Here is a 13,013-nt window from a genome sequence, read left to right as displayed (position 1 = left end):
AATTGTAGAAAATCATCTGTATAATCTAGGAGAGATAGACAACTATAAGGTGTCTGGTGAGTTTTTAGAGATTAAACTATAAAAAATTAAACTAATTAAAGGGGATGAAATGAAAAAAACAGTTTTAACAGGATTATTTTTAATGAGTTTAGTATCATTTGGGGAAGAGATCGTAGTTTATGGACCAGAATCAATGAAGTGGATTGAAACTTCAGCAGGTGTACTTTTTAAAGAGAAAACAGGAGCAAGTATAAAATTTATTCCTATTGATGGAGTTATACCTAGAATGAAGTTAGAAAAGAAAAATCCAAAAGCTGATATTGTAGTGGGGCTAACAGATTTAAGTTATTTTGAGGCAAAAAAAGATGATCTTATAAAAAATTATAAACCTACAACAGCTGGAAACATTGCTAAAGAGGAGTTTATAATTGATAAGGAGTGGGCAGTTACTCCAATGGATTATGGAATGTTAGCTTTAAACTATAACTATGATAAAACAAAAGCAGATTTAAAAACTTTTGAAGATTTAAAAAAATATCCAAAAGAGTTACTAGTTATCGATCCTAGAGAGACAACTGGAGAAGGTTTTATGCTTTGGACAATAGGAGTATATGGTGAGAATTGGTTAAAGTTTTGGGAGAGTTTAAAACCAAGTATTTTAACTGTAGCATCAGGATGGTCAGATGCTTTTGCTAAATTCTCAGTAGGAGAGGGAGCTATTATGAGTGGATATGCTTCAAGTTCTATATACTTCTATCAAGATGGAAATGAAAATAAATATAAGAGTTATATTCCTGAAGAGGGAGGATATATCTATTTAGAAGGAGCAGCTTTAGTTAATAAGAAAAACATAAAGAAATCAGCTGAGGAGTTTTTAAACTTTGTATTAGAGCCTGAGTTCCAAAAGATTGCTCTTGAGAAAAACTATATGTTCCCTGTTATAGATTATAAGCTACCAGAAGATTATAAATATGTGCCTACAACGGATAAAATAGTTAAATTAGATCCAGAGTATGTAAGTAAAAATATGGAAAATTGGAAAAAGCAACTAATTGAGGTATTGAAAAAATAATGAGGAAAAATAAGACCTATAGTTATATATATCTTATTCTATGGGTAATCCCTCTAATGTTCTTTATAAAGGATTTTTTTCATTTAGAAGAGATTAAAAGTTTAAGTTTTTATGAAAACTTTGAACTTTTTAAAATATCTCTAACTCAAGGGATACTGTCAGTTATCTTTTCAACGATAATTGCCATTATCCCAGCTTACTATATGAGTTATAGAAAAAATACACTGACAAAAATATTAGAGGGACTTATATTTATTCCATTTTTCTTTCCAACCATATCAACAGTAGTTGCATTTACACTTATATTTAATCTACCAATTCTTAAAAATTTTAGTGTTTTATATACACTAAAAGCTATAATACTTGCAAATGTATTTTATAATAGTCCAATTATGATAAAGTATCTGAGTGAGGGAATGCGAAATATACCTAAAAATATAGTTGAAGCAGCTAAAATAGATGGTCTAAATGAGATTAATGTATTTTTTAAAATTAAACTTCCACTTATGTTTCCTCAAGTTTTTAGAGGGATGTTTCTAGTTTTTATATATACATTCGCTTCTTTTGGAATCGTACTAGCATTAGGAGGAATTAGATATTCTAATTTAGAGGTTGAAATTGCAAATACTCTATTAAAGGATGCAAACTTTTCTAAAGCTCTTGTACTAGGTGTCGTACAATTTTTCTTTTTAATAGCTTTAAATCTTTTAGGTGATTTGTATCCACCTTATGAGTTACGAGATGATTTTAGAGAGAAAAGAGTCTCTACATTTACAACAACTTGGACAATAATATATCTATTATTAGAGTGTTCAGTTGTTCTTATAGGAATATTTTATGGATTTTATAACTATTATACAGGTAATTTTTCTTTAGAAGGATTTTATAAACTTTTTTCTAGTGATTTCAACGCATATTACCCAGTTTTACAGGGTATTAGAAACTCTTTACTTTTAGCATCGATAACGCCTATATTTGTAATTATTTTTACATATTTATTACTTAAAAACTTTACTAAAGTTACAAGTGCTATTGTATTTTCTACAATGGGATTTTCAAGTGCATTTCTAGGAATTGCTTTAATCTACGTAAATATACTTTATGATATAAAATTATGGATACTTTTAGTTATTGGTTATTTCTTAGTAACAGTTCCAATAGCTTACTCATTTATGTATCAATATGTGAGAGAGTTTCCAAAGGATATATTGGATTTAGCAAAAATTGATGCACTTTCACCTTTTAAAACATTTTTATTAATAGAGTGTCCTATTTTAAAAAATGTATTTTTAGGTACTTATTTACAGATATTTGCAATAATTTTAGGAGAGTTTACAATTTCATACTCAATGCAACTTGGAAGAGATTTTCCAACAATAGCTTTAGTAAACTATTCACTTTTTTCAGATAAAAAGCTTTTAGAAGGGGCGGCATTGTCATCTGTAAATATAATAATAGTGGTTGTATTATTTTATTTATCAAATAAAATTACAGAAAAAGAATAAAGGGAGGGAAATAACTATGATAAACGCAATATGGTTAGGACTTATATTAATTGGGATTGTCATTTCAATGTTTACAGGGAATGTGCAAGCAGTAACAGATTCTGTTATATCATCGTCAAAAACAGCAGTGGAGATAGCAATAGGGCTTATTGGGATTATGGCCTTTTGGTTAGGATTAATGAAAGTTGCTGAGGAAGCAGGATTAGTTAAAGCTTTAGGAAGAGGATTAAGACCTATAATGAAAAGATTATTTCCAGAGATTCCAGAGGATCATCCAGCAGTTGGAAGTATTGTAGCTAACGTAGCAGCAAACTTCTTTGGATTAGGAAATGCAGCTACTCCATTAGGAATTAAAGCTATGCAAGAGTTACAAGAATTAAATGATAACAAAGAGGAAGCTTCAAATGCCATGGTACTATTTTTAGCTATAAATACATCATCAGTTACTCTGATATCATCAAGTGTAATAGCTTATAGAGCAGCAGCAAACTCAGCTAATGTAACAGAGATAATTGCTCCAACAATAATAGCAACAGCAATTTCAACAATAGTTGCAGTTGTATCATGTAAAGTTTTACAAAAGTTACCTACATTTAAAAGAGAAACAGTTGTAAAAACAGATGTTGCTGTAGGAGGGGATGAGTAATGTTTACACTTATAATGGAAAGAATATCTTTATATGCAATACCCTTAATTATACTATTTATAGTTTCATATGCATACTTTGTAAAAAAAGTGAAAGTGTATGAAGTGTTTTGTGAAGGAGCAAAAGAGGGATTTTCCACAGCTATTAGAATCATTCCGTTTTTAGTTGCTATGTTAGTGGCAATTGGAGTTTTTAGAAGCTCAGGAGCAATAGATGTAATAATAAAATATTTAAACCCGATTTTAGAGTTTATAGGAATGCCTGGAGAAGTTTTACCAATGGCTATTATGAGACCGCTTTCAGGTGGTGGATCAACTGGAATTCTAAATGATATCTTTATAACTCATGGACCAGATTCTATGATTGGAAGAATGGCTTCAGTTATGATGGGATCGACAGAAACAACTTTCTATGTTTTAGCAGTTTACTTTGGAGCTGTTAGTATTAGAAAAACAAGACATGCAGTTGCAGCAGGACTTTTAGCTGATATAGCTGGAATTTTAGCAGCAGTGTGGATTTGTAATCTAATGTTTAGTTAGGTTGTGATGACTATATGAAAAGATTAAAAATAGGAGACACAATTGGATTAGTTGCTCCAGCAAGTAGTGTTAATAAAGAGAAATTAAAAAGTGCTATTGAAAACTTAGAAAAATTAGGTTTTAAAATTAAAGTTGGAAAAAGTGTAGAAAATGTATGGTACTCTTTTGCAGGAACAGATGAAGAGAGAGCTACAGATATTAACAATTTTTTTCAAGATAAAGATATAGATGCAATCATGTGTGTAAGAGGTGGATATGGAGGGATTAGAATGCTTTCGCTTCTAGATTATGAAGTTATTAAAAATAATCCAAAACCATTTATAGGTTACAGTGATGTGACATCTTTACATATGGCATTTTTCAAAAAATGTAATTTAAATACTTTTCATGGCCCAATGGCTGTAAGTAATTTTTCAGAGGACTATAATTTGGACACTTTAAATGATTTTATAAAAGTTATGAGTGATGATGAAAGTTATGCAATAGAAAACTTTGATGAGAAGCTATATTTTTATAATAGTTTAAAAGGAAAAGGACAACTAGTTGGAGGAAACTTGGCAGTTTTAGTATCAAGTTTAGGAACAGAGTTTGATTTAGAATATGAAAATAAAATCCTATTTTTAGAGGATATTGGAGAATCAACATATAAAATTGATAGAATGCTATGGCAGTTAAAAAACTTAGGCATTTTTGAGAAAGTTTCTGGAATAGTACTGGGAGATTTTAAAAATTGTGATAAATCAAGTGAAGATGATATGTCTTTACAAGATGTTTTTGATAGTCATTTTAAAGATTTAAAGAAACCAGTTTGTTATAATTTAAAATCAGGTCATTGTACTCCTATGTTAACATTAGAGTTTGGTAAAACTCTAGAAATAGATGGAGAAAAAGAAAAGTTAATAGTTAGTAAATAAGCAAAGAGGGTAGAACTATAGTAGTTCTACCCTCTTCACTTATATTTGGTTGAAAAATTATTATTGTGATCTTTTAAAGTAAAATGCTGATAAGATTAGGTTTGCTCCACTAAACAGGATATACCAAGCTATACATAGGAATATAAACTGTTGAGAGAAGAATGGTAGTGCAACTAAAAGCACACCAAATAATAAATCAATGATACCAGAACCTAAACTAAAATCAACTAAGCTTGGGAATATTTTTCTGTTAAATAAAATATTTAAAACAATAAATATTCCTTTAAAAATCATGAATATTCCAGCATATATAATCATATATATTTGACTAGCAAATGGAGTACTAAATAGAGATAAAGAGATCACTATCTCTAAAACACCTATAAAAATATAAAGCCCCCAGTGGAAATTAGGTACCTTTCTAAATTGAAATCCTTTAGTAAAGTTTTTAACACCACTAACTAAGAAAAATGCTGCTAGTATATCAACTAAATATACTGAAAATATAGTGGGGCTGAAAATTCCAAAAATTCCAACTAAACTAAATAGAATTCCCGTTACTAAAAGATAGGTAAAAACTTTTTTGTTAAACTCTTGCATTAAAATCCCTCCTTAAAAATAAAACTATCTTCTATCCTATTATTCTGTTAAAATAACAAATCTCCTTTAAAAAATTTTTTTATGTAAAAGTTAATTTCATTTTGTGTTTATTTAGAAAAAATTTTTTTCAAAATTCGGGTAAAAAATGACTAAAACGCTCAAATAGAGATAGAATATAAAACGTGTATATATTTAAGAAATAGATTATATATTATTTATATATTTGTAATTGTACTTTTTGCGAAGTATACTTGTGCCAAGATGAAGTACAAAAATATAGCAGGAGGGATTTTATGTTTGAATATCAATTTAACATGGCAGAAACTTTAGCAGTAGCAGTTGTTTTATTATTGCTTGGAAGATGGGTTAAGAAAAAAGTTAATTTTTTTGAAAAGTTCTTTATACCAGCTCCAGTAATTGGTGGAGTAATATTTTCAGTATTTACATTGATTGGTAGACTTTCACAAACATTTACATTCTCATTTGATGGAGCATTAAAAGATCTTTTAATGATAGCATTCTTTACAACAATAGGGTTCTTAGCAAGTTTAAAGCTATTAAAAAAGGGTGGTATTCAGGTATTTATATTTTTGTGTGTAGCAAGTGTTTTAGTAATAATTCAAAATCTTGTTGGAGTTACATTAGCTAAGTTTTTTGGTTTAAATCCACTATTAGGAATAGCAGCTGGATCAGTACCATTAACTGGAGGACATGGAACTTCTGGAGCATTTGGACCAGTTCTTGAAGCAGCAGGAGCAACAGGGGCGATGTCAGTTGCAATAGCTTCAGCTACATTTGGACTAGTTGCTGGATGTATGATAGGAGGACCAGTTGCAAAAAGATTAATGCAACGTTATGGATTAGTTGGACATAAAGAGGAGGAATTCTTAATTCCAGAGGAAAATTCAACAGAAGTTGTAAAAGAACATATTACAGAGGAGAATCTTTTCCATGCAATTGTTTATATTGTTATTTCAATGGGAATTGGAGGATTATTAATACCTCTATCTAAGAAAATAGGAGTAGTTTTACCAGCATATATTGGACCAATGTTAGTAGCTGCTATTATAAGAAACGTTATAGATAATAAGGATACAGAGTTACCATTACATACAATAAACGTTGTTGGTAATATCTCTTTACAACTATTCTTAGCAATGGCTTTAATGTCTATGAAGTTATGGGAGTTAGCGGCATTGGCAATTCCATTAGTAGTTATCCTTTTAGTTCAAACAATAGTAATGGCACTTTATGCATACTTTGTAACATTTAGAATTATGGGAAAAGATTACGATGCTGCTGTAATGGCATCAGGACATTGTGGATTTGGAATGGGTGCAACACCAAATGCAATGGCAAATATGGAGTCATTTACAGCTGCAAATGGGCCATCGCCAACAGCATTCTTCGTATTACCTTTAGTAGGAGCTTTATTTATTGACTTTACTAATGCTTCTTTAATAACAGTATTTATAAATATTTTTGGAAAGTAAAATATAATTAAAAAGGGAGGGGCAAAGTGAAAATCGGTGTTTTTGATTCTGGAGTTGGCGGATTAAGCGTGTTGAAAAAAATAAAAGAAAAAATAGACTTTGCAGATGTAATCTATTATGGAGATAGTATGAACTCCCCTTATGGAAGTAAAAGTGTAAAAGAGATACAAGAGCTTTGTTTAAAGATAGGTGAGTTTTTAATAGATAATCAAGTAGATATAATAGTTATAGCTTGCAATACAGCAACAGCAGCAGCATTAGAAACATTGAGAGATAGATTTACTAGTGTTCCAATAATTGGAGTAGTACAACCAGGTGCAGCTATGGCTATAAAGCAAAGTAAAAATAAAAAAATTGGTGTTTTATCAACACCATTAACTGCTAAAAGTGGAGTTTATGAAAAGGTAATAAAAAGTTTAAATCCAAAGTATGAAGTATTTCAAAAAGGTTGTGATCTTCTTTGTCCTATGATAGAGAGAGGTTGGGAAGATAATGATAGAAATACGAAACTTTTAAAATCATATGTGGATCAATTACCAAAAGATATCGATACTTTGATTTTAGGTTGTACACATTATCCTTTAATAAGAGGTGAAATTGAAAAGTTAATAGATAAAAAAATAGTAGATCCAGCAGAAGAAACTGCTATGTATGTATTATTTGAACTGAACAAATTAGCTCTAAAAAATGGATTTAAAAAAAGTAGAAAAGATAAAATAAATATAGACTATTTCGTAACAGGAGATATTGAGAGATTTAAAAAAGTAGGAGAAAGATTTTTAGGTGAAGAACTTTCTAATATTTATCAACCTTTGATGGGATAGTTAATTGGAAAAAGTAACAATATGATGTTGTTACTTTTTTTTATTCAAAAAAAAGAAATGAATAAACTATTTCGTAGAATATAATAACAGATACGGGATTAAAGAAGGAGGAGAGACATGAATAGTTTAATAGATAAGAAATTAGAAACAATATATAAGATACAACCCTATCTAGTTTATATAGACAGTATATTTTATATCTCAGGATCTGTAATTCCTATCGATGAGTTTAAAAAATATGTAGATAATATAAACTATATAAAAAATCACTCTGATGCAGTGGAGATTTATGAAAATTATACAAAAAATAGTTTGCATCTATTTTTTGATAAATATATATCTATTTTTTCAGCTAAAGATATAAAAAAATATATCAATGAAATTTTTAAAGATAGATTGATTATTAATCGTTCAGATTTGTTAGAAGGATTGGAGAATTATAATATTTTGGATGAAAATTTTATAGATTGTTATATAGATAAGTCGATTTATTTCGACCAAATATCAGATAGGATTAAAAAAAACTTTTTAATAGATGATTTTGAGTAAAAAACTACAAAAAATGAACAAATAACTTGAAATTAGTTTAAAAATATGATAATATATATGTAAATACGGGGGTATTAGATTTTAAAAAAAGGCAACTTCAATGATTCAGCATTGAAAGTTGCCTTTTTAGTTTAATTTTTATTTAAAAAGTATTTTTATATAAAACTTCATCTGGAAGCATATCTCTATCTAGTTCGATTTCAACATAAACTGGAAGAGTTTTTCCTGATTCAGTTTGAGTATATTTTGCCATTTCAGCAGCAAGTGTTTCTAATTTTGCTTTATCTAATTTATCATATTCATCTTTTGAAGCATCACCCTTTAATTCAACTTTTAGTTCTATTTTATGGTGATCTAAATCAACATCATATTCATGAACATTGATAGTTGTTTTACCATCTGTTAAAGCAGGAAACTTATTCATTAACCCCATTTCAATCATATCCTCTTTAGAGTTAGCAAAAGCTGTAAGTGATAATAAAACCGTTAAGCTTAAAAGTAATTTTTTCATATATAAACCTCCTATAGTTCTAAACTTCTGAAATATTATTCTTATAAAATTTTTATTTCCTTTTTTATTTTAAAATTATTGGAGAATAAAAAAAACTCCTTTTGGGGAAAAGGAGTTTTTTATTAACACGGGGGAGTGTTAAAAAATAAAAAAGATTAAAATAGATTTTGGGGGGTATATAGATCTATTCAATCAAATTCGGTCTCACAGATATAGTACTATAAATGTATATAAATGTCAAATTTGTTTTTAAATAGTAAAATTTAACAAGAAAAGTGTTTGTAAAAAAAACTTAATAATTAAAAAATAAACGAAAATGGAGTTGTGTATGGAAAAATTTAAAGATGTAGAGTATTTAAAAGTTGGGAATTTAAAACAAAAGCAAAGTTATAAAATATTAAAAAATATAAAAATATTTAAAATATTAGAGGAATTTAATCCAATTTTAGTTGGAACTATACCAATTGGAGTTGATGTGGATAAAAGTGACTTAGATATTGTATGTGAAATCAATTTAAAAAATAAAGATAGCTTAAAAAATATTAGCACTAAAAATTTCTCTCAATTTAAAAATTTTAAAATTATAGATACATTTTCAACTACTGGAGTTGTTGTAATTAATTTTTTTGTAGATAATATAGAAATTGAAATATACGCCTCAAAAGTTAGTTCTTTTGAAACAAATGGATATAGACATATGATTATTGAAGAGAGAATTTTAAGTTGTTGTAGTTTAAAATTTAAAGAAAAAATAGTTGCGTTAAAAAAAAGTGGAATAAAAACAGAGCCAGCTTTTGCTAAACTTTTAAAATTAAATGGTAATCCTTATGAAGAACTTTTGAATTTAGAATTTTTAAGTGATGAAGAGATAGTAGATAAATTAAAAGAGTTGGGATATGAAAAAAGGGAGTAGTTTAACTACTCCCTAAGCTACCTTTACAGATGACACAATAAAGAACTCTTCTCCATCATACTCAACTCTTTCAACATTAAGTTTAATATTTTGATCTAAATTAGAACTCTCTAAAAGAAAATAAAGGTGTTTATTTTCCTCTGTCAGTGTAAGTTGAAAATCATCACGTAAAAGTGAAAAAATATCATCTTCTAGTTCTGGAATAGTGTATTCAAAATCCTCCATTAAAAGATATAAGGTATCAGCAAAGCTCTTTGCTTCTTTCATAGTGCCTCCATTTATTTTTAAATTTAATCATTTAAATAGTGTAAAAGATATATACCAAAACGATCAAGTTTGTAACGGTTCTCTCTTGAATCATCTTTCATTATAAGTTCTTCTCTCAAAAGAATTTCATAATTCATGTGATAATAAGTCTCTTTAATTGGTAATAAAATATCTACAGTTTCAACTTTTACTATAGAGTTGTGTAATAGTTTAAAATTATTTTCTATATCATTTTTTTGTGTTTTATAACACTCTTTTAGCACCTCATAGCACTTTTCTGGTAATCTTTCTTTTAGATAAAAAAAATATTCTCTATAATACATAATAAAACCTCCGCAATAGATTTATATAATTATATACATAAAATATCTTTTAAATCCTTTAAAAATCTTTAAACCATGAAAAGTATTGAAGCAGTTAAAATAATAATACCTGGAATAACAATTTTTTCAGTTTCAAAAAAATAATATCCTGGTTCATCTATTTCTATTTCATCAACACTGTCTGGATAAAAACTATTTACTAAAGAATCAATAAAGTCTTGTTCAGAAAGTTTTTTCTTTTTTAACTCTTCAACATCATAATTTCTAAAATTTAGAAAAGTAAACTTTAAAACTCTTTGATTTTTAGGATTTATAAAATCCTCTCCTAAAATTAGAGTTTTACTAAGAACCTCATCACTATTTTCAATTAATTTTGGTTTTAAATTAAAATTTATAAGATTTTCAGGCTTTATATTACCATATAGATTTTCATAAAACTTTTTTTCATTTGAGTTTAATAAATCTCTTGTTTTTACTCCAGTATCATACTCCTCAACAGGTTTATCTTTTGAAATATCCATATGTTTTTCCCAAATGTAAAACTTTTCTTGTAAACTGATAAGATGATATCCATCCTTAGGGAATATTTTTTTCAGTTGTTCAACTAATTTAACTGATTCAATTGTAACTTGCCTATCCATTAATTTCTCCTTTTAGTAATTAAAACTTCTTATAATTATACAACTTTTAAAATAAGAGGTCAATAAATTAAAATGACTAAAGAATAACTTGTTTCAAATTTTTTGAATTTAAGAAATCATATGGAAAAACAATAGGGCCTTTGTTAGAATCTAAATCTAAATTATAACCTAAGTCTTCAGCAGTTTTTGAAAATAAAAACCAAACAAATTTAGAACAATAGAAATCAGTATCATTATTTTTAAAGAAAGATGTCCTGTACTTACCATGACCATATTTTTCTACATTTTTTAAAAATGCCTCTTTAAATTGTTGATTAAATTGAGGATATCTTAAAACGATAACTTTACGCTCAGGTTCATTGAGCCAAGCTCTAACACTAATTGTATAATAATCACTTCCAGGCATTGGAAAGTCACCAATGTGAGTATCACTAATCATAACAGAGCTATGTCCTAACCAAGAAATAGGATCAGTAATTAGTTTATCTTTAATAATAATATCTCCTGTTTGCAACTTATATGAATTATTAATAGCAACTTGAGTTGATTCCCATTGATAAGGATTATTAGAACATCCGATAATCATAAGTAATAAAAAAATAAAGAAAAACATTTTTTTAATAAATTTATAATTCAATTTATCCACCTCCTTGCATTATTAGTAATACCACAAAAAACATAAAAAAGTAAACATTAAAAAAAGAAAAGTTAAAAAATAGTAGTAAAAAAGGCTATAAATAAAATTAATTAGGGAGTGATGAATATGGTCTTATCAATAACAATTTTTATAGCAATATTTATAATTTGCCTGATTATAAATAAATTAGAAGAAATAGGAGGGTGGTAAAAAATGGAAGAGATTAAGCTTTTAATTCTCAACAATGTAACACTTAATATCATTGCATCAATTATTATACTATTAGTGGGGTTAGCTTTAGCATCAGTTGTGGTGAGTAAGTTAGAACATGTTTTAACTAAAACTAAACTTTTTTCTAACTTAGAGCATGAAATTACTGGAAAAGAGGGTGGAACAAGTACTTCTGCAATAAAGATACTTCTTAAATTTATCTACTATATCTTTGTGATTTTTATAATAGGTATAATAATGGAAAAACTAGGATTTAGCAGATTAGTAAATCCAATTTTAAATCTTTTAGATCCAATATTCTCATATATTCCTAATGTATTAGGAGGAATAGTACTTTTAATAGTTGCAATTATTTTAGCAAAACTTTCTCAAAAGTTCTCTGAAATATTCTTTAGAAAGATGAAAGTTGATGAAAAGATACATTCTAATGAAAATGGAATATCTTTATCAAAAATATTTAGTGAAATTATTTCATTAGTAATATTTATTCTTATTTTACCAGGTGTTTTAGCAGCATTAAAATTGGATAAAATACTTATTCCAATAACTGATATGTTAACTAAATTCTTAAATTATGTTCCTAGTTTAGTTGCAGCTGCTTTAGTTTTAGTTGTAGGTTGGTTCATAGCATCTAAATTAAGAGATATTTTAAAAGGAGTTTTAGATTCTTTTAAACTTGATGAAAAATTAAGTATAGATGGAAAAGTTTTATTTGAAGGAAAACTTTCAAGTGTTATAGCAAATATAGTTTATGTATTAGTATTGATACCAGTGTTCTCAGCGTCTTTAAATTATTTAGGATTAGATATAATTATATCGCCAGTAATAAGTATGTTAAATATTTTATTTAACTATGTTCCAAATTTAGTAGGTGTAGCATTAGTTTTAGTTGTTGCACTATACTTTGGAAGAATTATTGAAAACATAATAACAAATTTACTGATTGGTTTAAAGTTTGATTCATATCTTGAAAAAGCTGGATTAAAAACTATTGAAAATAATTATTCTAAATTAGTTGGAAAATTCTCGAAAATTTTAATCATATATTTTGCAATAATTCAATCAATAGAGATTCTAAATTTTGGATCATTACAAGATTTAAGTTTAAGATTAACAGTTTTACTAGGTGATATCCTACTAGGTGTTATAGTTATAGCAATTGGAATTGTAATAGCAAACTATGCAGCTAAAATAATTAAAAATACATCTTTAGCAAATAAAGATCAAATAGCTAGTATTGCAAAAATAGCCATAATAGTTTTTGTTGGAGCTATGGGACTAAGACAGATGGGAATAGCTAATGAGATTATAAATCTAGCATTTGGATTTACTGTTGGAGCTTTAGCAG

General features: G+C 27.5%; 16 protein-coding genes. 10 read left to right on the top strand and 6 right to left on the bottom strand.

Features of this window, described 5'->3' with window-relative positions:
* Positions 1-109: 109 nt before the first annotated feature.
* The 5 genes from Q0V08_RS06935 to Q0V08_RS06915 are packed head-to-tail and all read left to right on the top strand — an operon-like array spanning position 110 to position 4,676.
* Complete coding sequence (locus Q0V08_RS06935) at positions 110-1,072, top strand: thiamine ABC transporter substrate-binding protein (protein ID WP_297433312.1); 963 nt, start codon at positions 110-112, stop codon at positions 1,070-1,072.
* 56 nt (positions 1,073-1,128) lie between these two features.
* Positions 1,129-2,577, top strand: a complete 1,449-nt coding sequence (locus tag Q0V08_RS06930) for an ABC transporter permease subunit (protein ID WP_297433310.1) — start codon at positions 1,129-1,131, stop codon at positions 2,575-2,577.
* A gap of 16 nt (positions 2,578-2,593) precedes the next feature.
* Positions 2,594-3,223 (top strand): nucleoside recognition domain-containing protein, encoded by a 630-nt coding sequence (locus Q0V08_RS06925; RefSeq protein WP_297433308.1) that lies wholly within the window; start codon positions 2,594-2,596, stop codon positions 3,221-3,223.
* Complete coding sequence (locus Q0V08_RS06920; RefSeq protein ID WP_240218347.1) at positions 3,223-3,762, top strand: spore maturation protein; 540 nt, start codon at positions 3,223-3,225, stop codon at positions 3,760-3,762. The genes Q0V08_RS06925 and Q0V08_RS06920 overlap by 1 nt, the downstream gene beginning before the upstream one ends.
* A 14-nt stretch (positions 3,763-3,776) precedes the next feature.
* On the top strand, positions 3,777-4,676 hold the full coding sequence (locus Q0V08_RS06915) for an LD-carboxypeptidase (protein WP_297433306.1): 900 nt from the start codon (positions 3,777-3,779) through the stop codon (positions 4,674-4,676).
* Between the two features lie 60 nt (positions 4,677-4,736).
* Here Q0V08_RS06915 and Q0V08_RS06910 read toward each other — a convergent pair whose 3' ends face one another.
* Entirely contained in the window at positions 4,737-5,276 is a 540-nt protein-coding gene (locus Q0V08_RS06910) for a DUF308 domain-containing protein (RefSeq protein WP_297433304.1), read from the bottom strand.
* A 293-nt stretch (positions 5,277-5,569) separates the two neighbouring features.
* On the opposite strand from Q0V08_RS06910, the gene gltS reads away from it, so the two are divergent.
* The 3 genes from gltS (at position 5,570) to Q0V08_RS06895 (ending at position 8,142) form a co-directional block, all read left to right on the top strand.
* Complete coding sequence (gene gltS, locus Q0V08_RS06905; RefSeq protein ID WP_297433302.1) at positions 5,570-6,769, top strand: sodium/glutamate symporter; 1,200 nt, start codon at positions 5,570-5,572, stop codon at positions 6,767-6,769.
* A 26-nt stretch (positions 6,770-6,795) separates the two neighbouring features.
* A complete protein-coding gene (gene murI, locus Q0V08_RS06900; RefSeq protein ID WP_297433300.1) occupies positions 6,796-7,593 on the top strand; it encodes a glutamate racemase in 798 nt (265 codons plus the stop codon).
* A gap of 117 nt (positions 7,594-7,710) precedes the next feature.
* Positions 7,711-8,142 carry a hypothetical protein gene (locus Q0V08_RS06895; RefSeq protein WP_297433298.1) on the top strand — a complete coding sequence of 144 codons (432 nt, stop codon included), beginning with the start codon at positions 7,711-7,713 and terminating at the stop codon, positions 8,140-8,142.
* A 142-nt stretch (positions 8,143-8,284) separates the two neighbouring features.
* Here Q0V08_RS06895 and Q0V08_RS06890 read toward each other — a convergent pair whose 3' ends face one another.
* Positions 8,285-8,653 carry a hypothetical protein gene (locus Q0V08_RS06890; protein ID WP_297433296.1) on the bottom strand — a complete coding sequence of 123 codons (369 nt, stop codon included), beginning with the start codon at positions 8,651-8,653 and terminating at the stop codon, positions 8,285-8,287.
* A gap of 328 nt (positions 8,654-8,981) precedes the next feature.
* Here Q0V08_RS06890 and Q0V08_RS06885 point away from each other — a divergent pair, with 328 nt between their 5' ends.
* Entirely contained in the window at positions 8,982-9,566 is a 585-nt protein-coding gene (locus Q0V08_RS06885; protein ID WP_297433294.1) for a DUF4269 domain-containing protein, read from the top strand.
* Between the two features lie 12 nt (positions 9,567-9,578).
* On the opposite strand, the gene Q0V08_RS06880 is transcribed toward Q0V08_RS06885, so the two are convergent.
* The 4 genes from Q0V08_RS06880 to Q0V08_RS06865 form a co-directional block, all read right to left on the bottom strand.
* Positions 9,579-9,833: a hypothetical protein gene (locus Q0V08_RS06880; RefSeq protein WP_023050879.1), complete on the bottom strand. Its 255-nt coding sequence runs from the start codon at positions 9,831-9,833 to the stop codon at positions 9,579-9,581.
* Between the two features lie 23 nt (positions 9,834-9,856).
* On the bottom strand, positions 9,857-10,156 hold the full coding sequence (locus Q0V08_RS06875) for a hypothetical protein (RefSeq protein WP_297433292.1): 300 nt from the start codon (positions 10,154-10,156) through the stop codon (positions 9,857-9,859).
* A 68-nt stretch (positions 10,157-10,224) separates the two neighbouring features.
* Positions 10,225-10,797, bottom strand: a complete 573-nt coding sequence (locus Q0V08_RS06870) for a hypothetical protein (protein ID WP_297433290.1) — start codon at positions 10,795-10,797, stop codon at positions 10,225-10,227.
* A 76-nt stretch (positions 10,798-10,873) separates the two neighbouring features.
* Positions 10,874-11,434 carry a YiiX/YebB-like N1pC/P60 family cysteine hydrolase gene (locus tag Q0V08_RS06865; RefSeq protein ID WP_297433288.1) on the bottom strand — a complete coding sequence of 187 codons (561 nt, stop codon included), beginning with the start codon at positions 11,432-11,434 and terminating at the stop codon, positions 10,874-10,876.
* 213 nt (positions 11,435-11,647) lie between these two features.
* Between Q0V08_RS06865 and Q0V08_RS06860 the strand changes: the two genes are divergently transcribed.
* Positions 11,648-13,013: mechanosensitive ion channel (locus Q0V08_RS06860; RefSeq protein WP_297433286.1), on the top strand; the 1,366-nt coding region annotated here is incomplete at its 3' end.

It is taken from the genome of uncultured Cetobacterium sp. (genome assembly GCF_947038635.1).
Lineage (GTDB): Bacteria > Fusobacteriota > Fusobacteriia > Fusobacteriales > Fusobacteriaceae > Cetobacterium_A.
This window is presented reverse-complemented; position numbering and strand designations above follow the sequence as displayed.

Bases quoted from the DNA above. Each gene is read 5' to 3' on its own strand.
- Q0V08_RS06870 (WP_297433290.1), bottom strand. From the start codon at position 10,797: ATGGATAGGCAAGTTACAATTGAATCAGTTAAATTAGTTGAACAACTG.
- Q0V08_RS06885 (WP_297433294.1), top strand. From the start codon at position 8,982: ATGGAAAAATTTAAAGATGTAGAGTATTTAAAAGTTGGGAATTTAAAA.
- Q0V08_RS06895 (WP_297433298.1), top strand. From the start codon at position 7,711: ATGAATAGTTTAATAGATAAGAAATTAGAAACAATATATAAGATACAA.
- Q0V08_RS06875 (WP_297433292.1), bottom strand. From the start codon at position 10,156: ATGTATTATAGAGAATATTTTTTTTATCTAAAAGAAAGATTACCAGAA.
- gltS (WP_297433302.1), top strand. From the start codon at position 5,570: ATGTTTGAATATCAATTTAACATGGCAGAAACTTTAGCAGTAGCAGTT.
- Q0V08_RS06930 (WP_297433310.1), top strand. From the start codon at position 1,129: ATGTTCTTTATAAAGGATTTTTTTCATTTAGAAGAGATTAAAAGTTTA.
- Q0V08_RS06910 (WP_297433304.1), bottom strand. From the start codon at position 5,276: ATGCAAGAGTTTAACAAAAAAGTTTTTACCTATCTTTTAGTAACGGGA.
- Q0V08_RS06925 (WP_297433308.1), top strand. From the start codon at position 2,594: ATGATAAACGCAATATGGTTAGGACTTATATTAATTGGGATTGTCATT.
- Q0V08_RS06890 (WP_297433296.1), bottom strand. From the start codon at position 8,653: ATGAAAAAATTACTTTTAAGCTTAACGGTTTTATTATCACTTACAGCT.
- Q0V08_RS06915 (WP_297433306.1), top strand. From the start codon at position 3,777: ATGAAAAGATTAAAAATAGGAGACACAATTGGATTAGTTGCTCCAGCA.
- Q0V08_RS06935 (WP_297433312.1), top strand. From the start codon at position 110: ATGAAAAAAACAGTTTTAACAGGATTATTTTTAATGAGTTTAGTATCA.
- Q0V08_RS06920 (WP_240218347.1), top strand. From the start codon at position 3,223: ATGTTTACACTTATAATGGAAAGAATATCTTTATATGCAATACCCTTA.
- Q0V08_RS06880 (WP_023050879.1), bottom strand. From the start codon at position 9,833: ATGAAAGAAGCAAAGAGCTTTGCTGATACCTTATATCTTTTAATGGAG.